The following is a 20,598-nucleotide window of genomic DNA, read 5'->3' as shown; positions in this document are numbered from 1 at the left end:
GCGTCGTCAGTCGGTTCCTGGCTGCGGCTGGGTGAGTTCCGCGGGCGGCGTCGGCGCTTCGCTGGCGGTGGGCTTGCTGGCCTTGGCGCTAAAGGTTGCTGCACGCGCCGAGGTGACAGCCGGGGCCGCCAGCACCGCCCGGCAAGCTTGCGGCAGGTCGGAAACCATGACCTCACGTGGCTTCACCGGCGGCTTTGTGCTCGGCTTCGGCTTTGCCCATGGCGCGGGCGTGAACCACCAGGCGAGCGATTTGTCACAACCGTCGCCGGCTGCCACCGGCGCCTGCGGCTTGCAGCCGATTGAGCCCGGCGGGCAGCGCAGGCGAATATGGAAATGCGAGTCGTGGCCGTATTCGGGGCGCAGCTTGCCGAGATTGGCGCGATCGCCGGTCCAGGTGTCGCACATCTTCTTCTTGATGGCGGGGTTGACGAAGATGCGCTCCACCTGCGGATAGCTCGCCGCCCGCATCAGCAGACGGGCATGCGCGGGGGTCCAGACGTTCGGATTGACCGTCAGGAACGCATTCTTCTGCAGCATCGTGGTGAAAGGCAGTGCTTCGCGCTGTTCAGCCGACAGCGGTTGCGCCGGCATCGGGGTCAGCCATATGTCGGCATCCAGTCCCACTTGATGCGAGGCATGGCCGTTGAACATCGGGCCGCCCCGCGGCTGCGAAATGTCGCCGACGAGGATGCCTGGCCAACCGTCAAGCTTCGCGGCGTCCTGCGACAGTCGCTCCAGAATGGCGATCGTCTCCGGCCGGCCCCAGCGTCGGTTGCGCGAAAGCCGCATGGCCTCCCAGGTCGGCCCATCGGAGGGAAGCTGCACGCCGCCGGCAAGGCAGCCCTTGGCGTAATAGCCGATCGATTGCGACGGCCCTTCGGTCGGCAGGGCGACGCCCCCGAAGATCGCCTTGGCGCTACCCGGCGACGGGCCGGTCTGTTCGGCGGCAACGTCGCCGGCGATAAGCGCCGCGGCAAATGCGAATGCAACGAGGGTGCGGAGGGGTCGAGCCAGGCGAAGGGTCATGCCGTTCCTTGAAATGCTGCCGGCGAGCGCCGAGGTGATTTGCCGTCTTCTAGAGTATGATGCCGAAAGCTGCGAAGCGGTTTCTGATTCCATCACGCTTTGCTGCAAACGTGAAAGCAGATTTTGGTGAATCGATGTTTTGCCGCACCCCCTTGGCGGTCTTCTCCACTGTTTCCTGCCTTACAACAGTTTAATGAAATTACCCTGATTTTTGCCGGTATTTCCCCTATGCTCGCCCGAAATTGGGTCATCGGGGGTTTTGAATGGCATTGATGCGATCGAAGGCGGGCTTGGCACTTTCCCTTTTCTGGCTCGTGGGAATGCCGGCGCTGGCCGGGGCGGACGACCTGCAGTTTCGGGTGGGGACCGCGATCATCGGCGATCTGAAGTATCAGCCGGGCTTCAAGCATTTCGATTACGTCAATCCGGACGCGCCCAAGGGCGGCGATGTCAAACTTTCCGCGACCGGCACGTTCGATACGCTCAATCCTATCCTGCTCAAGGGCGAGACCGTGACCGGATTGACGCTGGTCTTCGACACGCTGTTGAAATCGACCGACGACGAAACCTCGTCTTCCTACGGTTTGCTGGCCGAGGGCGTGGCCTATCCGGACGACATTTCAAGCGCCACCTTCCGTCTGCGCGCCGAGGCGAAATGGGCAGACGGCAAGCCGGTGACGCCCGAGGACGTCATCTTCAGCTTCGAAAGGACGAAGGATCTCAACCCGCGCAACGCCGCCTATTACGTGCACGTGACCGGTGCCGAAAAGACCGGCGAGCGCGACGTGACCTTCCATTTCGACGAGAAGAACAACCGCGAACTGCCGCTGATCCTGGGCCAAATGCTGATCGTGCCGAAGCATTGGTGGGAAGCGCCAGGGTCGGACGGCAAGCCGCGCGACATTTCCCGCACGACGCTGGAGCCGGTCATGGGCTCCGGGCCCTACAAGATTGCGTCGTTTTCGCCGGGTGCTGCCATCCGCTACGAGCTGCGCGACGACTACTGGGGCAAGGACATTCCGGTCAATGTCGGCCAAAACAACTTCCGCTCCATCGCTTACACCTATTTCGGCGATCGCGATGTCGAGTTCGAGGGTTTTCGCTCCGGCAACGTCGACTACTGGCAGGAGAACCAGGCGAGCCGTTGGGCGACGGGCTATAAATTCCCGGCGGTGACGGACGGGCGCGTCAAGCGCGAGGAGCTTCCCAATCCGCTGCATTCCGTCGGCATTATGCAGGCCATGGTGCCGAATATGCGCCGCGAGCTGTTCAAGGATCCGCGCGTTCGCCAGGCGCTGAACTATGCGGTCGATTTCGAGGAATGGAACCGCACGATCTTCTTCAATCGATACAAGCGCGTCGACAGCTTCTTCTTCGGCACCGAGCTTGCTTCGTCGGGTTTGCCTGAGGGGCGGGAGCTCGAAATCCTCAATGAGGTCAACGACAAGGTGCCGCCGGGCGTGTTCACCACGCCGTACGCCAACCCGGTCGGCGGCGATCCGCAGAAGCTTCGCGACAATCTCCGCCGCGCGCTCGATCTCTTCAAGCAGGCGGGATACGTGCTCAAGGGCAACCAGCTGGTCAATGCGCAGACCGGCAAGCCATTCTCGTTTGAAATACTCTTGAGCAGTCCGACGCTCGAAAAGGTGGCGTTGCCCTATGCGCAGAATTTGAAGAAGATCGGTATCGATGCGCGGGTGCGCACGGTCGATCCGTCGCAATATACGAACCGTACCCGCAGTTTCGACTACGACATGATCTGGAACGTGTGGGCCGAGACGCTCAATCCCGGCAACGAGCAGATCGATTATTGGGGGTCGGCGAGCGCCAATCGCAATGGCTCGCACAACTTTGCCGGCATTGCCGATCCGGCGGTCGATGCGATCATTCCGAAGGTCATCCTTGCGCAGGACAGGGCAGAAAAGGACGCCGCCGCCAAGGCGCTGGACCGGATACTCCTCGCCAACCACTATGTCGTGCCGCTCTACTATGCCTCCACGGTGCCGATCGCCTATTGGGACAAGTTCGATCGCCCGGCAGTGCTGCCGGAATACGGCATCGGCTTTCCCGACATATGGTGGTCCAAATCGGCCGCCAAATGAGGAATGCTTGCATTGGGAGAACGGCTGGGCTCCAAATGCCTGATGCCGAATCGGCAAGCAAACAGAGACGAGTGATTTGACGAACGGACGGGTCGAGCGAGGAAAACCGGGTCTCCGGGAAGGGGCAAGCGGTTGATGGGCGCCTATATCCTGCGGCGGCTTCTGCTGATGATCCCGACCATCGTCGGCATCATGGCGATTTCTTTTGCCGTCATTCAGTTTGCGCCGGGCGGTCCCGTCGAGCAGGTGATCGCCCAGCTCACCGGCCAGAGCGACAATGCCTCCGACCGCCTTTCCGGCGGCGGTGACCTCATGGGTCAGCAAAGTTTCGAGGATAGCGGCTCGAAATACCGCGGCGCGCAAGGGCTCGACCCGGATCTCATCAAGAAGCTGGAGAAGCAATTCGGCTTCGACAAGCCACCGCTGACGCGTTTTCTCGAAATGATGTGGAACTATAGCCGCTTCGATTTCGGCGAAAGCTTCTTCCGCAACACCTCGGTCGTCGATCTGATCAAGGACAAGATGCCGGTTTCGATTTCGCTCGGCCTCTGGATCCTGATCTTTTCCTACGGAATTTCCATTCCGCTCGGCATCCGCAAGGCCGTCAATGACGGTTCCACCTTCGATGTCTGGACCTCGGGCGTCGTCATTGTCGGCTATGCCGTCCCGAGCTTCCTGTTCGGCATCCTCCTGATCGTGCTCTTCGCCGGCGGTTCCTTCTTCGACTGGTTCCCCTTGCGCGGGCTGGTGTCGGACAATTTTGCCGAGCTTTCCTGGTGGCAAAAGCCGCTCGACTATTTCTGGCACCTGGCGCTGCCGCTGATCTCGCTGTCGCTGGCCGCCTTTGCGACGACGACCCTGCTCACCAAGAATTCCTTCATCGAGGAAATCAAGAAGCAGTACGTCATCACGGCGCGCGCCAAGGGCCTGACGGAGCGGCGCGTGCTCTATGGCCATGTCTTCCGCAACGCCATGCTGATCGTGATCGCCGGATTTCCTGGCGCCTTCATCTCGGCTTTCTTCACCGGCTCGCTGCTTATCGAGAACATCTTCTCGCTCGATGGGCTCGGGCGTCTCGGCTATCTGTCGGTCGTCAACCGCGACTATCCGATCGTCTTCGCGACGCTCTACATCTTCTCGCTGCTCGGCCTCTTCGTCGGCCTTCTTTCCGACCTGCTCTACACCTGGATCGATCCGCGCATCGACTTCGAGCGGAGGGATGTCTGATGGACGCCGCCGCCAATCCGACGGCGGTCACGCCGGTCAAGCCGCCGCGCCGCGGTCTGCTGTCGCCTGTCAACGTCCGGCGCTGGCAGAACTTCAAGGCCAATCGCCGCGGCTACTGGTCGCTATGGCTCTTCCTGCTTTTGTTTTTCCTGAGCCTTGGGGCGGAGTTCGTCGCCAACGACCGCCCGATCGTCGCCTCTTATAGGGGCGAGATCCTGTTTCCGGTGTTTGTGAACTATCCGGAAGAAAAATTCGGCGGGTTTCTCGCCGAGACGGATTACCGTTCCTCTTTTATCCAGGACGAGATCAGCGCCAATGGCTGGATGATCTGGCCGCCGATCCGCTATTCCTATCAGACGGTGAACTCCAATATCCCGCATTCCGCGCCGACGGCGCCGTTCTGGCTGATGGATCCGCAAGAGCGCTGCGCCGGCTATCCGCTGAAAGACGCCGATCCCGAATGCCGGCTCGGCAATCTCAATTGGCTCGGCACGGATGACCAGGCGCGTGACGTCATGGCCCGGATGATCTACGGCTTCCGCATATCGGTGCTGTTCGGGCTGGCGCTGACCATTTGCTCGGCGATCGTCGGGGTGACGGCGGGCGCGATCCAGGGCTATTTCGGCGGTTGGACGGATCTTTTGCTGCAGCGGTTCATCGAGATATGGTCGTCGATGCCGGTGCTCTATATTCTGCTGATCATCGCCGCGATCCTGCCGCCCGGTTTCTTCGTGCTCCTCGGCATCATGCTGTTGTTTTCCTGGGTCGGTTTCGTCGGCATCGTGCGGGCGGAGTTCCTAAGGGCGCGCAATTTCGAGTATGTCCGCGCCGCCCGCGCGCTCGGGGTCGACAATCGCACCATCATGTGGCGGCATCTTCTGCCGAACGCGATGGTCGCCACGCTGACCTTCCTTCCCTTCATCCTCTCCGGCTCCATCACGACGCTGACCTCGCTCGATTTCCTCGGCTTCGGCATGCCGCCCGGCTCGCCGTCGCTCGGCGAGATGATCGCCCAGGGCAAATCGAACCTGCAGGCGCCCTGGCTGGGGCTGACCGCCTTCTTCACCATGTCGATCATGCTCTCGCTCTTGATCTTCGTCGGCGAGGCGGTGCGCGACGCGTTCGATCCCAGAAAGACGTTTAGGTGAGCGAAGTATCGTCATTTGCAAGCAGCCGGGGTAAAGTTGCCTTTGACACGACTTTTGGCCAGGATGGCGCCATGAACAAAATCGTACTGGAGCACTACCCCGTATCGAAGCTGCCCGAGGAATTGCGGCAAGGGTTCGAGGCCTCCGCGACGGTTAAGGTCGTGGTTGAGGAAGAGAACAGGACCGACGCTTCTCTTTTTACCTATCCGGGGTTCGCCAAATTCTCCGACAAGCAGCCTCCGGCGATGACGATCGAAGAGGCTTTGGAGAATGTTCGGCGCTCGCGCGAAAGTGACCGTCCTTCCGTCACCACGGAGGAAGCGGTCGCCCGCATTCGTATGCTGCGCGATGAATGGGATGACGAATGACGCCTTACCGGCAGATCTATTTGGATACGAACATCTTCGTCATGTTCAAGGAAACCAAGAGCCGAGAAGGTTTCCTCCTGGATTTGCTCTTCAAGTTCAGCGCCAGCCGGCGATCTTCATTCGTCACAAGCGCGCTTACGTTTTCCGAGCTTCTGGTCAAGCCGTATCGCGAACGAGATCAAGATCAAGATCTTATCCAAACGTACTCCGCGTGGTCTCGCTCGACGGCCTGGTTGACGATCACGCCGGTGAGCACAGACGTTTTGGATGTGGCCGCTTTGCTGCGAGCCGAGCGCGGCCGATTGAAGTTGCCTGATGCAATTCACCTCGCGACGGCGATAGGGATGGAGTGCAGTCATTTTCTCACTGCTGATATGGGGCTTGAGACGGTAGACAATGTCGTCCACCCTGTTCTGGGCGATGTCGGAGCCGTCCCCCTCTCCATCCTGCGCCCCGACGAACCTACCCTGACCTCCCTCCTGCAAAGCCTTGCCGAATGACCGAACCGCTTCTCTCCGTCCGCGATCTTTCCGTTGCCTTTCACCAGGGCGGGCGGACCTCTGTCGCTGTTGACTCGATTTCCTTCGATATCGCTAAGGGAGAAGTGGTGGCGCTGGTCGGCGAATCCGGATCCGGAAAGTCGGTCTCGGCCAATTCCGTCCTGAGGCTCTTGCCCTATCCGGCGGCGAGCCATCCGTCGGGCGAGATCGTGTTCAAGGGCAAGGACCTCCTCAAGGCGTCGGATTCCGAATTGCGCGCGGTCCGTGGTAACGACATCACCATGATCTTTCAGGAGCCGATGACGTCGCTCAATCCGCTCCATTCGATCGAGCGCCAGATCGGCGAAGTGCTGGCGCTTCATCAGGGTCTAACCGGCCAGCCCGCCCGGACGCGCACGCTCGAACTCCTGAACCAGGTTGGGATCCGCGAGCCGGAAAGGCGGCTGAAAGCCTATCCTCATGAACTGTCGGGAGGGCAGCGCCAGCGCGTCATGATCGCCATGGCGCTCGCCAATCGCCCGGAACTGTTGATCGCCGACGAGCCGACGACGGCGCTCGACGTGACCGTTCAGGCGCAGATCCTCGAACTGCTGCGCGACCTCAAGGGCAAGCACGGCATGTCGATCCTGTTCATTACCCACGACCTTGGCATCGTTCGCAAGTTCGCCGATCGCGTATGTGTCATGACCAAGGGCAAGATCGTCGAGACCGGCACGGTGGAAGATGTGTTCAGCCGCCCGCAGCACGAATACACCCGCCACCTGCTCGCCTCCGAGCCGCGTGGCGAGCCGCCGTTGACCGATCCCGGCAAGCCCGTGGTCATGGAGGGAAATGACATCCGCGTCTGGTTCCCGATCAAGGCGGGGCTGATGCGCAAGGTGGTGGATCACGTCAAGGCGGTGGACGGCATCGATCTCAAGCTCCGGGCCGGGCAGACGCTCGGCGTCGTCGGCGAATCCGGATCAGGCAAGACGACGCTCGGGCTGGCGCTTGCCAGGCTGATTTCCTCGAAGGGCCGGATCAGCTTCGTCGGTAAAGACATCGCCGGCTATTCCTTCACGCAGATGCGGCCCCTGCGAAACCAACTGCAGGTAGTCTTCCAGGATCCCTATGGCTCGCTCAGCCCGCGCATGTCGGTGGGCGAGATCGTCGCCGAAGGGCTCAAGGTGCACGAGCAGTCGCTCTCGCCGGAGGAGCGCGATGAACGCGTCTGCTGGGCGCTCGAAGAGGTCGGCCTCGACCCGCTGACCCGCTGGCGCTTTCCTCATGAGTTTTCCGGTGGTCAGCGCCAGCGCATCGCGATTGCGCGCGCCATGGTGCTGAAGCCGCGTTTCGTGATGCTCGACGAGCCTACTTCGGCGCTCGACATGAGCGTGCAGGCGCAGGTGGTCGACCTCTTGCGCGACCTCCAGGCCCGCCACGATCTCGCCTATCTCTTCATCAGCCATGACCTGAAGGTGGTAAAGGCGCTTGCCAACGACGTGATCGTCATGCGCAACGGTCAGGTGGTGGAGCAGGGCCCCTCCGCCGAGCTTTTCCGCGCGCCGCGGGAAGACTATACCAAGGCGCTGCTTGCCGCAGCATTCAAAATCGAGGCGGTTTCGACCGCGGCCGTTCAGCAGTAAAGATCCGACATGACTTCCAAAAGCCCTGTACTCGTCGACCTGAAATTCGATCCGAAAGTCGTTGCCACCGCGCTGAAGACGGCCTTCCCTGATCGCGGCAGCATCAATCTCGCCGATCCCGCGCATAGGGATCGAGACCTTACGGCTGTGGACTACGCGCTTTTATGGAAGCCGGCACCCGATCTTTTCCGGCGCGCACCCAATCTCAAGCTCATCTTTTCCGGCGGCGCGGGCGTCGATTCGCTGATCGGTCTCGACGGGCTGCCGGATGTTCCGATGGTGCGCTTCGTCGACCGAAGCCTGACGGTCAGGATGAGCGAGTGGGTCGTTCTGCAGTGCCTGATGCATCTGCGAGACGTCGTTGGCCATATCCAGAACCAGCGCAAGCGCGTCTGGGGCAAGCAGGTGGCGCCCGAAGCGCGCGAGGTGACGGTCGGCATGATGGGGCTGGGCGTTCTTGCCCAGGATGCCGCCGCCAAACTGCAGGCGATCGGCTTCAATGTGATCGGCTGGTCACGCAGCGCCAAGCAGATTAAGGGCATGCAGACCTTCGATGCCGGTGCGCTGGACGCTTTCCTCGGACGCACGGATATTCTCGTCGGCCTCTTGCCGCTGACCCCTGAGACCACCGGCATCTACAACGCCTCGCTGTTTGCGAAGCTGCGCCGCAACGGTCCGCTCGGTGCTCTCGGGCAGCCCGTGTTCATCAACGCAGGACGCGGCAAGAGCCAGGTCCAGGCGGACATCACCGCGGCCATAGAGAACGGCGTTCTCGGCGGCGCCTCGCTCGACGTCTTCGAGGTGGAGCCGTTGCCGGCCGATGACCCGCTATGGGCACATGAGAACGTCATCATTACGCCGCACGACGCCGCGGTTTCGGAAGAGTATGCGCTGATGCGCCACGTCGAGGAGCAGATCGTGCGCTTCGAGCGCGGCGAGCCGTTGCAATTCCTCGTCGACAGGAGGCGAGGTTACTGAGGGTCGCGCAGCGCTTGCCCCGGAACCATCCCCGGCCACCCCCGTTCTTTCCGCGAGCCCGTCTCAGCGGGTAGAAGGAAGCACGCGCCCAAGCGAGGGTCTGAGCATGGCACGGCATGTGGAAACGGAAACGCAATGGGCGGCGGCTGTTCGCCGGCTGCATCGAGTGAGAGCACTACCATCAAAGGCCGCCAAGCGGGCCAGAGGCGGCCTGCGAGTATTGACGGTGCTTTTGGTGGCGCTGGTGCTTGCCTTCATCGTCTGGATTCCCGTCGAACTGTGGGGCGGCCGGACGGGAGCGGAGGATGCGGCGCATGGCAAGGTCAAGAGCCAAAACGTGGTCGGGGCGCAGTCCGTGCAGGGGATCAGGTAGCCTTGAGACGTTGATGGCGATCGGGCGAGCCCGAATAATTCATCAATTTTCTTTCTATGACTGGACTTTCGCTCCACATTTTTTGATAAAAATAGCTTTCCGCCAGCGTTTCCATGGAGGCGGGAAGATGCGCGAAGGCGCAGGACACCGGCAGGACCAGCATGACCAAGACCGATATTGCGACCCGCGTCTACAACCACGCCTGGAAGCTGGATCCGATCATCCGCAGCCTGATTGACACGGATTTCTACAAGCTCTTGATGCTGCAGGTGATCTGGAAGCTCTATCCGAACGTTGACGCGACCTTTTCGCTCATCAACCGCACGAAAAGCGTTCGCCTTGCCGAGGTGATCGATGAAAAGGCGCTTCGCGAACAGCTTGATCATGCGCGAACGCTGCGCTTGACGAAGAAGGAGCTGATCTGGCTCGCGGGTAATTCCTTCTATGGCCGCGCACAGATCTTCGAGCCCGAGTTTCTCTCTTGGCTGTCGACATTCCAGCTTCCCGAATACGAGCTGTCCAAGAAAGACGGGCAATACGTGCTGGAATTCCACGGGTCGTGGAAAGAGACGACCATGTGGGAGATCCCGGCGCTCGCCATCATCAACGAGTTGCGCTCCCGCGCGGCAATGCAGGCGCTCGGGCCGTTCACGCTCGATGTGCTCTATGCCCGCGCCAAGGCCAGAATGTGGGAAAAGGTGGAGTTGCTACGTCGGCTGCCCGACCTGCGAATCTCCGATTTCGGTACGCGCCGGCGCCACAGCTTTCTCTGGCAGCGCTGGTGCGTCGAGGCGTTGAAGGAAGGCATTGGCGCAAGCTTTGCCGGCACGAGCAACGTGCATCTGGCAATGGATGCCGACCTCGAGGCGGTCGGCACCAATGCCCATGAATTGCCGATGGTGGCGGCGGCGCTTGCAAAGAGCGACGCGGAGCTGGCCAACGCTCCCTACCAGGTGTTGCGCGACTGGAACCGGCTATACGGCGGCAACCTGTTGATCGTGCTCCCCGATGCTTTCGGCACGGCAGCCTTCCTGCGCGACGCGCCGGAATGGGTTGCCGACTGGACGGGCTTTCGCCCCGACAGTGCCCCGCCGATCGACGGTGGCGAGAAGATCATCGAGTGGTGGAAGAAGATGGGCCGCGATCCGCGCAAGAAGATCCTCATCTTCTCCGACGGCCTCGACGTCGACGCGATCATCGAGACCTACAAGCACTTCGAGGGGCGCGTGCGTATGAGTTTCGGCTGGGGCACCAACCTTACCAATGATTTCGCCGGCTGCGCGCCGACGGAACTGGAAGGGCTCAATCCGATTTCGATCGTCTGCAAGGTCATCGACGCGAACGGCCGCCCAGCCGTGAAACTTTCCGACAACCCGCAAAAGGCGACCGGAGACGCGGCCGAGGTTGAACGCTACCTGAAATTCTTCGGTACCGAGGACCGTGTCGAGCAGGCCGTTCTCGTTTGACACCGAAGCGGTCTGCTGAAGCCGCTCTGCGGTTATGAACAAGAAGCGCCAAGCACTCATGAAAATGGCGCCTATCGCTAGGCGCCATTTTGATTGTCAAAGCCTGCGCATCACACAGGCAACTGGAACACGGCGTTTGCGATCAATACGATCGCCAAGCCAGCCAGGAGTGCCAGATACGGCAGGACACCGGCCTTCTTCACACCGAGATCCTGGCCGACGAGGCCGAGATCTTCCATGGCGCCGGCAGGGAACTTGCCGCCGTCACGCACGTAGTGACGATAGGCGAAAACCGGCAGGATAAGGGCCGCGAAGATGAAGCCCACCCAGAGCGCATTGGAATAGCCCCAAACCTTGGCGCCCGCGCCCAGAAAGAGTGCGTTGACGAAGGCCAACACGGTGTTCACGCCGATCAGCCAGGACGGTGCTTTCCAGGGACGCTCGATGTGACCGGAATCCATACGGTGAATCCAGCCGGAGTTCAGGTTCAGGAAGTTGAAGATAATGTAGCCGACGTTCGAGACGGCAAGAACGAAGAAGTAGCCTCCAGCGTCCGACGCGATCGAAAGCAGGAACAGATTGAAGGCGAAGTCCGTCCACATTGCGCGGGTCGGAGCGCCGTTCTCGTTGGTATGGTCGAGATATTTCGGCAGCCAGCCGTCCTTCGAGCCCTGGTAGAGCGTGCGCGACGAGCCTGCCATTGCCGTCATGATGGCCAGGAACAATGCCAGGATCATGAGGATAACGAGAAGCTGCGTGACGATCCGTCCCGCGCTGATCAGGCCGCCAAGCGCTTCGGCGACACCCGTGCCGTCGACGATACCAGGCGCCAGCATTCCGGCATGGCCGAGAACGCCCTGGAAGGCGAAGGGGACGAGGAAGAAGAACAGGCAGCAAACGAGGCCGGAATAGAAGATGGCCTTGAAGGTGTCGGTTTTCGGATTTTTGAGTTCGCGGGTGTAGCAGACGGCCGTTTCGAAGCCGTAAGTCGACCAGGCCGCGATGTAGAGGCCACCGAGGAACAGGGTCCAGCCGCCGTTACTCCAGGTGCCGTCGGTGCCGGCATAGGCAGCAGTCGGAGGCACGAGACCACTCACGTTCTCCCAGTTGATCTGTCCGCTTACGAGCGGGTAGACGCCGATGAGAAGGAGTGGCACCAGAACGATGATCGCAAGCCACTTCTGAACGCTCGCGGTTTCCGAGATGCCCCGATGCTGGATCGCGAAGATGATCAGCATGAGCACGGCGCCGATAAAGAAGGTAGCGTTGATATTGGCGGTGGCGAGATACGGAATGCCGAAGCTTGCAAGCGTCCAACTCCGAATCGGAGGGGTCAGAGCAGCAACGCCGTCAGCGCTCAGCAGTGCCTTGACAGCATCCGCGGGCGCGGTTCCCACATGGGCCGCAATGTATTCGGCGACGCGCGGGCTGTCAGCGGTGATCGATGCCGCGTGGGCGCTGATCCAGTCCAGGACGGCCTGTGACTCCGCGGCAGGAATTGGAAAGAATGCGTTCAGCATGTAGCCAGCGGCAATCGCACAGCCCAGCGACAGCACCGGCGACCAAGCAAACCAATTGCACCACACGGAGAGAGGCGCGATGAACTTGGAATAGCGGAGCCACGCCGTCGCACCGTAGACCGATGCTCCGCCCGACTTGTTGCCGAACATGCCGGCGATTTCCGCGTAGGTGAAGGACTGTAGAAAGCCCATGACCATCGAAATGATCCAAACGAGAAAAGCGAGTTTGCCGGTCACGCCGGCAATGCCGCCAATCGAGAATAGTACGAGTGGTGGCACGCCCGCGGCCACCCAAAAAGCGCCCTTCCAATCAAGGGCGCGGATAAGCTTACCTTCTGTGCCGGCCTGGATGCCGGCGTCTGCAAGATCTGTCATCGATGAAGTTCCCCAACAATTAGTATCGGACGTCTCTTTGGTACGTCTCCTTACAGCGTGCCTCCCGTGGCATGCGTCACTGTGTCGACTTTCGCCGCGTTCCCGCACGGCGCAGCCCGCACTCCAGTGTTTATGCATAGTGAATTAATTTTCTTTCTAGTCAACGCGGCTTTACTTTTTTTTGCCACTTTGTAGGCTTGCAATCACCTATTTCGATGAGGGCATCATGGGCGAGTTCAGTCCGATCATCAGTCCGGCGAGGCCGGTATCCGCGGGCATCGCGCGCTACCCGGGTATTGCCGCCCTGCCGCCAGGAACGGAGCGCTATCGGATCAAGGGCGGCGGTTCGCTGGTTGCGCGCGTCGAGCCCGGAGACCGGGTGACGGTCACCGACATGGAAGGCGGGCAGCCCTGCGAGCTTTCGTTTGTGGACGAAACTGGGCGCTTTCAAAGCGCGGGTTTGGGAACCGGTTTCACCAACGCCGCAGAGGGCCTGAAGGCGGTTCTCTCTTCGCCGGACGAGAGTGCCGCTCGCACGCGCGCGGCGCTTGCAAGACGGGGGGTGGACCTTTCGCAGGCCGGATCGTTGCGCATTTTCGGAGAGATGTCGCCAGCGGGAAGCCAAGCGGAAATCACCATTGCGCAGAAAGGCCTCCTGATCGCTGCCGCTCCGGCAGGTGTGATGTCGCCGCACGAGCAGCATACGGCCACACCGGTCGAGATCAGGGTCAAGCGAAGCCTCCTGATCCGGGACTATTCCTCCGCTCTGCCGGAGCCGATGGCGGATCCGATCGAGGACATCCGCATCAGGGCGGCGACCGCGTCGGCCTATTTCGTGCGTGCCGGAGAGTATATCCAGATCATCGACGTGTTTGGCAGGCAATGCACCGACTTCCAGGCCTTCGCGGCCCGCAAAGTCGATAAGGGGCTGGATCTGGCGCTGGATTCCACGGTCACGCGCACGCTGCTGGGCCGCAGTTATCCGGCGCCCGGCTTGCCTTCTAAGGCTTTCGACCGGGACTTCGAGCCCCTCGTGGAAATTGTTCAGGATACGGTGGGTCGGCATGACGCTTTCGCCACCGCCTGCAATTCCCGCTATTATGACGATATGGGCTATCCCGGACATCTCAACTGCACGGACAACTTCAATGCCGTGCTTTCGCCCTACGGCATTGCGCCGCGAAAGGGCTGGGAGGCCCTGAACTATTTCTACAATACGAATATCGACCACAACAACCAGCTCTACCTTGACGAGCCGTGGTCGCGCCCGGGCGACTATGTCCTCATGCGCGCGCTGACCGATCTCGTCTGCGTCTCCTCGTCGTGTCCCGACGATATCGATGCGGCAAATGGCTGGGATCCGACCGATATCCATGTCCGGACGTTCTCGGGCAAAGAAAAATTCTCAAGAGCGGTGGCCTATCGCATGACACCTGATGCTGACGTTGAACTGACCCGCGAAACCGCATTCCATCCCCGCCTCTCGGCGCTGACGAGGGACTTTACGGAGTATCGCGGCTATTGGCTTGCAAACCGGTACTCCTCCGAGGGTCCCATCGAGGAATACTGGGCCTGCCGGGAAAGAGCCGCGGTGATCGACCTTTCGCCGCTGAGGAAATTCGAGGTGACCGGACCCGATGCCGAGGAACTGCTGCAATATTGCCTGACCCGGGACGTACGCAAACTCTCCACCGGACAGGTCGTCTATTCGGCAATGTGCTACGAAAACGGCGGCATGATCGATGACGGAACTCTCTTCCGCCTCGGGGACAAGAATTTTCGCTGGATCGGCGGCGACGATGTAAGCGGCATCTGGCTTCGGGAGCAGGCCGAGAAGAAGGGGTTCAAGGCGTGGGTCCGATCCTCTACCGATCAGATGCACAATATCGCGCTGCAGGGCCCGAAGAGCCGCGACATCCTGAAGGATGTCGTCTGGACAGCGCCGCGCCAGCCCACCATCGGGGAACTCGAATGGTTCCGCTTCACGGTCGGCCGCATCGGCGGTTTCGAGGGAGCGCCCGTCGTCGTGTCGCGCACGGGGTATACCGGCGAGCTCGGCTATGAGATTTTCTGCCATCCGAAGGACGCGCTGGCCGTCTTCGATGCTGTCTGGGAGGCTGGCCAGCCGCATGGCCTGAAGCCGATGGGCCTGGAGGCGCTCGATATGGTTCGCATCGAAGCGGGCCTGATTTTCGCCCATCACGAGTTTTCCGATCAGACGGATCCTTTCGAGGCGGGCATCGGCTTCACCGTCCCGTTGAAATCCAAGGCTGACGATTTCATCGGCCGCGACGCCCTGATCCGTCGCAAGGAGAATCCGCGTCATCTCATGGTCGGCCTCGACATCCAGTCCAACGAGGCGGTCGGCCATGGCGATTGCGTACATATCGGCCGCGCCCAAGTCGGCGTCGTCACCAGCGCCACCCGCTCTCCGATCCTCGGAAAGACGATCGCGCTTGCCCGCATCGACGTCACGCATGCGGCCGTCGGCACCGCCGTGGAAATCGGCAAACTCGATGGCCAGCAGAAGCGCTTGCCGGCGACGATCGTGCCGCTCTCGCACTATGATCCGCAGAAGACACGCCCGCGAATGTGATCGCGGGTCATCAAGGGATCGCCGAAGAACTCTCATTCCAAAATGCAAAAAGGGCCGCGATGAGCGGCCCTTTCGCTATGCGGACATAGAGCGGTCAGTTGCGCAGATACTCTTCCTTCGAATCATCGAGCGCTTCGACCCAGCGCGTATGGTGCTTGGGAGACATGTTGCCGGTCATCAGCGAGCGATAGGCATGATCGCGGAAGCCCATGATGCTTTCGGCCTTGTGATGTTCCCATTCCATGAAGGTCCTGTTGGTTCCTTCGATGTCGAAGCTGGGGTAATCGGTTTCGGCGAGCAGTTCCTTCACGTAGTCGCCCTGATACCAGATCATCTGCTCGGCATCTTCCAGCGTCTCCTCGCGGGCGCGCCACATGTCGAAATTCGCCTTGAGTTCCTCTTCAGGGGGTAGCTGGATCCGACCCATCATGACGTCGCGAGCCCACCAGGCCTGCACGTCGAACATGTTGAAGGTGTAGAACTGGTCCTGCATGCCGATATAGAAAAGCTGAGGATTGCGATCGAAGACCACGCCCTTGTAGAGACTGTCGGCCCAGAGCCGGTTGGCGGTCTTCAGACGCAGCTCGTCAGGCAGGAAGGGGAAATGGTGCTGGTAGCCCGTGCACAGGATTAGTGCATCGACTTCCTTCTTGGATCCGTCGAGGAAGTGCGCGGTCCTGTTCTCCAGCTTGACGAGCAGCGGCCGCTCCTCGAAATTCTCAGGCCACTTGAAGCCCATCGGCTTTGACCGGTAGCTCGTTGTTACCGATTTCGCGCCGTACTTCCAGCATTGCGAGCCGATATCCTCGGCCGAGTAACTGCGCCCGACCAGGAGGATATCCTTGCCCTTGAATTCCAGGGCGTCGCGGAAGTCGTGCGCATGCAGAACGCGACCATTGAAGGTTTTCACGCCCTCGAAATAAGGAACATTCGGCGTAGAGAAATGGCCGCTTGCGACGACGACGTAATCGAATTCCTCGTCGTACATCCGGTCTTCGACGCGGTCATGTGCGGTGACCGTGAACTTCTTGGTCGCCTCGTCGAAACGCACCATCCGCACCGGCGTGCTGAAACGCACCCATTGGCGAACATTCGCCTTCTCGACACGACCTTTTATGTAATCCCACAGTACCGCGCGCGGCGGATAGGATGCGATCGGCTTGCCGAAATGCTCCTCGAACGAATAGTCGGCGAATTCCAGGCATTCCTTCGGGCCATTCGACCAGAGATAGCGATACATGCTGCCATGCACCGGTTCGCCATACTCGTCCAGTCCGGTGCGCCACGTGTAGTTCCACAAACCGCCCCAGTCGGACTGTTTTTCGAAGCAGACAATTTCAGGAATCTCGGCGCCTTTTTGAGCCGCCGATTGAAACGCCCGCAGCTGAGCCAGTCCCGATGGACCCGCGCCGATGACGGCAACTCGTGTCATGTATCATTCCCCTTTTTTCATCGCTGTTCTGATTTTGCGCCGCCCTTAGGGATCACCACTAGTCTGGAAATATTCCAGGGCTGGTCGGCGCCCCGTCGTCGAATTTGGAGAGCCAGTCGATCGTATGATCGCGATAACGCGTCAGCCCCTTGTAATCGACCAGCTCAGGCGGCAGCGTCTGAAGAACGCGGTGAAGCCGCCGCGCCCACTTCGGAACCGTGACAAGCTCATCCATGCTGATCAGGTAGCAGCGGATCACGAAGAGAATGGCGTTCGAACGCGGCAGGCGCCAGAGGCTCTGCAGCTCGACGCGCAGGTGGACCTTATCGCCGACATTCAGGGGGGTTACCGTCGCGCGGTCCGTCCCCCATTTGTGATAGTTCTCCGGACTGGTATCCAGTCGGGGATTAATGGTCATCGTCCAGTTGAAGCGGCGCGTCGGCCGTCCGAGCTGGAGATTGAGCAGGAACTTCAGTGCACGATCGAATACCCCGATCTGGTGCGCGAGGGGGACAGGCCCGTGCCATTCCATGAAGTTCATTCCGATGTCGAAATCGAGCGACCAGTCGGCCTGGGTTGTCACCATCCCTGCGTCCATCCAGAGATTGTCGTTGCGCTGATCGACGATGCAGAAGTCGCCTTGGGCCTGGCGGGTGATGTATTCCATCGGCTCGTACGGGAGCGTTGATCGATCCCCGAACGTGAAACTGTCGTCGATGCCGAGAGGGCGGTTGATCCAGCGCCATCGATCGCCGTTCTTGGTCAGGCTGAAATGCTCGGGATAGCCTGCCGCCTGCTCTTCCATCAGCAGCTCCAGCACGTCCCATTGCGCTGTCATCATATGTGGCAGCGCTTGGCAGCGCAGTGGATCCTCTTTCAGGACCAGCGCCCGATCGTGCATTTCGGCGACATAGTGCTCATCGACATCGATGAGGCTTTCATAAATGGTGCCCTTTTGGCCATGGACATGGGGCTCCATGTTGACGGAATACATGTACTCGTCGCGATCGAACGGGAACGGAAAACGCCGAATGTTTTCAGGGCTGTTTCGGTAGGTGAAGTCGTCGCGGAAAGTTTCTTGTTTGAACACGATTGCCATGTGTCGGCTCCTCGGCGTGATTTAGAGATCAAGGGACAGTTTCGCCCCTTCGAAGCGCGATACGCAGATCATTACTTTCTGGCCGGAGGCCTTTTCCGCCGCGGACAGGTAGACATCGTGATGGGACAATGCGCCGCCGTTGCATCCCACGACCAGCGTCTCGCACTGACCGCAAGCGCCGCCGCGACAAAGGTATGGCGCATCGATGCCGGCCGCCTCTACCGCGTCGAGGATGCTCTGGTGGTCCCCGACGTGGACCATGATCCCCGAACGAACGAGTTCGACATCGAAGGGCTTTCCAGACATCGCCGCCAGGAAGCGCTCCGAATGTATGTTCTCCTTCGGCCATCCGGCTTCCCTGGCCGTGGTCAGGACGAAGTCCATCATTCGCTCCGGCCCGCACACATACGCATGGGTGCCGAGGGGTTGATGACCCATGATCGACGCAGCCGGGATCAGCTGATCTTCCGAATTGAAATAGACCTTGATGCGATGCCCGCCGTATCGGTCGATCAGGTCCTTCCAGTAGGCGCCGTGTTCGCGAGAGCGCATCCCGTAGTGCAGTTCGAACGCGACGTTGTCGCGATCGAACTGCGCCATCATCGCAAGGAAGGGCGTGATGCCGATGCCTCCGGCAAACAGGATGTGCTTGCGGCCACGTTGGTCGGCAGCGAAGAGGTTTACGGGATGGCTGATGACGAGTTCGTCTCCTTCGCGCAGCCGGTCATGCATGAAGGTCGATCCGCCTCTCGAATCGACCACCCGCAACACCGAAATTTCGTAGGCGGCGGTCTGGTGCGGCGATGACATCAGCGAGTACGGATTGCGCCTGAGAACACCGTCGTCTCGCATGGACACGATCACATGCGCGCCGGCCGAGAAGGTCGGAAGCGGAATGCCGTCGAGGCGCTCGAGACGAAATCGCTTGATGTCGTTGGCGACGTTGTCGATCTTGGTGACGCGAACGGGAATTGCAGTGCCGGCGCTCATGAGAACAGCTCCTCCGATGGCGGTGCGGTCCCTGGTTCCTCGGCGTCGACGTTGACGCCCTGGAAGGCGGCAAGGCGACGAGAGTAGTGATCCCGCACCAGCAGGCTGAGCCCGCAATGGCTGCATTCGAACGGGCTCACCTTCACGTCCTCGGTGGTGCCCTTGCAGTGAACGCACTGGACCCTTCGGGCAAGCGAGCCGCGATGCTCCGTGGGGATCGAGTTGAAATCCATGCCAAGATCGAGCGCGATCTGCATGCATTGTCCGATGAACCCCTCGCGTCCGGAGATGTAGAGGCGCGTGCCCATCGTTGCAGACGATAGGGAGCCTTTCAGCCGGAAAAGCAGGGTCTCGATCGTCGGCCCCTGCCAGAATGCGTCAGGCTTGAGGGCTGCCAGGGACAGATCGTGATTGCGTCCTTTTGATCCGGCCGAGACATAGAGGACTTCGCAACGGCTAAGCTGGTTTTCGTCGAGAGACTGCGCCTGGTCGAGGAGCGCCAGTGCGCCCTCTCCCTCCAATGCAAAGATGTGATGGCGCGCAAACGGATCGATTTTGATGCCCCCGTAGACGGGGCGGCTCTTGATACCTTCAACAAGCATGGCCAGTTTCCTCAGCCGACCGCCGTTCTCTTCTTCTTCTCCGGATCGTCGAATGTGATCGTATGAGCAATGGCCTTCGCTGTCATCGACTTGCCGCGCACCTCGAGCGGGACGCCCTGCACCGCTTTGTCCACATCCAGGCGTGCGATGGCCATCGAACGGTTCGTCAGCTTCGAATAGCTCGGGCAGGTGATCACACCGACCTTTTTGCCGTCGGCCCAGACTTCGTCACCGAGGTCGGCGGGCCCATCCGCATCGATAAGAAGGCCGAAGATCTTGAACCTCTCCTTGCCCTTCAGGCGCGCATGTTCCTCAGCCCCGCGGAAACCGGTTTTTCCGGGGCTGACGGTGAAGGAAAGGCCGAGCTCCCACAGGCTGTCGCCCGGGGGCTGGTCAGCGAAAGGATACATCTGGGAATTGTCGTAGGGATAAAAGAGAAGGTAGCTCTCGACCCGAAGCATATCGAGAACGCTGAAGCAGACGGGGATAATGCCCAGCTCCTTGCCCTCCTCGACGATGCGGTCCCAAACCAGCGGTGCATCCTGGCCGCGCACGAAGATTTCGTAGCCGCGCTCGCCCGTGTAGCCGGTGCGGGAGATCATCACCGGTACGCCAAACAGCGTTGTCTGCATGTGGTGAAAGTATTTCAGATCGCGGATGCCGGGCACGTGCTTGGCAAGATAGTCGACCGCCAGCGGGCCCTGAAGCGAAAGATCATGCAGGTCGTCGTCAAAGAGAACTGCGCAATTACGCCCGGCCGCCTGCTTCACGATCTCCGCGTGCCCCGAGCCCGAGCCGTGCACCAGCATCCAGGAATTGGGTCCGGTACGGTAGACTATACAGTCATCCGTGAAGTGGCCACGGTCGTTGAGCATGCAGGCATAGACGGACTTGCCCGGATAGAGCTTATTCATGTCACGCGTGGTGATGTAGTCCAGCACTGTGATCGCATGCGGACCGACCAGGTGAACCTTCTTCAGGCCCGACACATCCATGAGGCCGGCCTTGGTCCGCACGGCAATATGCTCTTCATAGATATCCTTGTCGTACGTCCAAGCGGTTCCCATCCCGCTCCAGTCTTCCAGTTTCGAACCCAGCGCACGATGCCGGTCTGCAAGAGCTGAGAAACGCCAAGTGACAGTCATATTCCGTTCCCTTTGTTTACTGTATG

General features: G+C 60.5%; 18 protein-coding genes. 10 read left to right on the top strand and 8 right to left on the bottom strand.

Annotated features, from left to right (window positions below; all coding sequences use genetic code 11):
* Positions 1-6: 6 nt before the first annotated feature.
* Positions 7-1,026 carry a penicillin-insensitive murein endopeptidase gene (gene mepA / locus AB4048_RS11580; RefSeq protein WP_442202101.1) on the bottom strand — a complete coding sequence of 340 codons (1,020 nt, stop codon included), beginning with the start codon at positions 1,024-1,026 and terminating at the stop codon, positions 7-9.
* Positions 1,027-1,289: 263 nt separating this feature from the next.
* Here mepA and AB4048_RS11575 point away from each other — a divergent pair, with 263 nt between their 5' ends.
* The 8 genes from AB4048_RS11575 (at position 1,290) to AB4048_RS11540 (ending at position 9,347) form a co-directional block, all read left to right on the top strand.
* The gene (locus tag AB4048_RS11575) at positions 1,290-3,128 is read left to right on the top strand and encodes an extracellular solute-binding protein (protein WP_442202100.1); all 1,839 of its coding nucleotides are present in this window, start codon (positions 1,290-1,292) and stop codon (positions 3,126-3,128) included.
* A gap of 135 nt (positions 3,129-3,263) precedes the next feature.
* Positions 3,264-4,355: a microcin C ABC transporter permease YejB gene (locus tag AB4048_RS11570; protein ID WP_442202099.1), complete on the top strand. Its 1,092-nt coding sequence runs from the start codon at positions 3,264-3,266 to the stop codon at positions 4,353-4,355.
* Positions 4,355-5,503, top strand: coding sequence for an ABC transporter permease (locus AB4048_RS11565; protein WP_442202098.1), 1,149 nt, complete (start codon positions 4,355-4,357; stop codon positions 5,501-5,503). Before AB4048_RS11570 ends, AB4048_RS11565 begins: the two co-directional genes overlap by 1 nt.
* Positions 5,500-5,871, top strand: coding sequence for a hypothetical protein (locus AB4048_RS11560; RefSeq protein ID WP_442202097.1), 372 nt, complete (start codon positions 5,500-5,502; stop codon positions 5,869-5,871). The genes AB4048_RS11565 and AB4048_RS11560 overlap by 4 nt, the downstream gene beginning before the upstream one ends.
* On the top strand, positions 5,868-6,371 hold the full coding sequence (locus AB4048_RS11555; RefSeq protein WP_442202096.1) for a type II toxin-antitoxin system VapC family toxin: 504 nt from the start codon (positions 5,868-5,870) through the stop codon (positions 6,369-6,371). The genes AB4048_RS11560 and AB4048_RS11555 overlap by 4 nt, the downstream gene beginning before the upstream one ends.
* A complete protein-coding gene (locus AB4048_RS11550) occupies positions 6,368-7,996 on the top strand; it encodes an ABC transporter ATP-binding protein (RefSeq protein ID WP_442202095.1) in 1,629 nt (542 codons plus the stop codon). The genes AB4048_RS11555 and AB4048_RS11550 overlap by 4 nt, the downstream gene beginning before the upstream one ends.
* A 9-nt stretch (positions 7,997-8,005) precedes the next feature.
* The gene (locus tag AB4048_RS11545; protein ID WP_442202094.1) at positions 8,006-8,974 is read left to right on the top strand and encodes a 2-hydroxyacid dehydrogenase; all 969 of its coding nucleotides are present in this window, start codon (positions 8,006-8,008) and stop codon (positions 8,972-8,974) included.
* Positions 8,975-9,080: 106 nt separating this feature from the next.
* Entirely contained in the window at positions 9,081-9,347 is a 267-nt protein-coding gene (locus AB4048_RS11540) for a hypothetical protein (protein WP_442202093.1), read from the top strand.
* On the opposite strand, the gene AB4048_RS11535 is transcribed toward AB4048_RS11540, so the two are convergent.
* Positions 9,340-9,510: a hypothetical protein gene (locus tag AB4048_RS11535; RefSeq protein WP_442202092.1), complete on the bottom strand. Its 171-nt coding sequence runs from the start codon at positions 9,508-9,510 to the stop codon at positions 9,340-9,342. The genes AB4048_RS11540 and AB4048_RS11535 overlap by 8 nt on opposite strands.
* Between AB4048_RS11535 and pncB the strand changes: the two genes are divergently transcribed.
* Positions 9,509-10,813 carry a nicotinate phosphoribosyltransferase gene (gene pncB / locus AB4048_RS11530; RefSeq protein ID WP_442202091.1) on the top strand — a complete coding sequence of 435 codons (1,305 nt, stop codon included), beginning with the start codon at positions 9,509-9,511 and terminating at the stop codon, positions 10,811-10,813. The two genes, AB4048_RS11535 and pncB, sit on opposite strands and share 2 nt — an antisense overlap.
* Positions 10,814-10,923: 110 nt before the next feature.
* On the opposite strand, the gene AB4048_RS11525 is transcribed toward pncB, so the two are convergent.
* A complete protein-coding gene (locus AB4048_RS11525) occupies positions 10,924-12,708 on the bottom strand; it encodes an APC family permease (RefSeq protein WP_442202090.1) in 1,785 nt (594 codons plus the stop codon).
* Positions 12,709-12,934: 226 nt separating this feature from the next.
* On the opposite strand from AB4048_RS11525, the gene AB4048_RS11520 reads away from it, so the two are divergent.
* Positions 12,935-15,304, top strand: a complete 2,370-nt coding sequence (locus tag AB4048_RS11520; protein WP_442202089.1) for a DUF1989 domain-containing protein — start codon at positions 12,935-12,937, stop codon at positions 15,302-15,304.
* Positions 15,305-15,398: 94 nt separating this feature from the next.
* Here AB4048_RS11520 and AB4048_RS11515 read toward each other — a convergent pair whose 3' ends face one another.
* From AB4048_RS11515 to AB4048_RS11495, 5 genes are read right to left on the bottom strand one after another with little or no spacing between them, the layout of a single operon-like run.
* Complete coding sequence (locus AB4048_RS11515; RefSeq protein WP_442202088.1) at positions 15,399-16,736, bottom strand: NAD(P)-binding domain-containing protein; 1,338 nt, start codon at positions 16,734-16,736, stop codon at positions 15,399-15,401.
* Between the two features lie 58 nt (positions 16,737-16,794).
* Entirely contained in the window at positions 16,795-17,835 is a 1,041-nt protein-coding gene (locus tag AB4048_RS11510) for a heme-dependent oxidative N-demethylase family protein (protein WP_442202087.1), read from the bottom strand.
* A 21-nt stretch (positions 17,836-17,856) separates the two neighbouring features.
* The gene (locus AB4048_RS11505; RefSeq protein ID WP_442202086.1) at positions 17,857-18,825 is read right to left on the bottom strand and encodes a PDR/VanB family oxidoreductase; all 969 of its coding nucleotides are present in this window, start codon (positions 18,823-18,825) and stop codon (positions 17,857-17,859) included.
* Complete coding sequence (locus AB4048_RS11500; RefSeq protein WP_442202085.1) at positions 18,822-19,427, bottom strand: dimethylamine monooxygenase subunit DmmA family protein; 606 nt, start codon at positions 19,425-19,427, stop codon at positions 18,822-18,824. Before AB4048_RS11500 ends, AB4048_RS11505 begins: the two co-directional genes overlap by 4 nt.
* Positions 19,428-19,438: 11 nt before the next feature.
* Complete coding sequence (locus AB4048_RS11495; RefSeq protein ID WP_442202084.1) at positions 19,439-20,572, bottom strand: aminomethyltransferase family protein; 1,134 nt, start codon at positions 20,570-20,572, stop codon at positions 19,439-19,441.
* Between the last annotated feature and the right edge of the window lie 26 nt (positions 20,573-20,598).

The organism is Rhizobium sp. RAF56 (assembly GCF_052113965.1).
GTDB lineage: Bacteria > Pseudomonadota > Alphaproteobacteria > Rhizobiales > Rhizobiaceae > Rhizobium.
The sequence above is the reverse complement of the archived record's forward strand: the minus strand, read 5'-3'. Positions and strand labels throughout refer to the sequence as shown.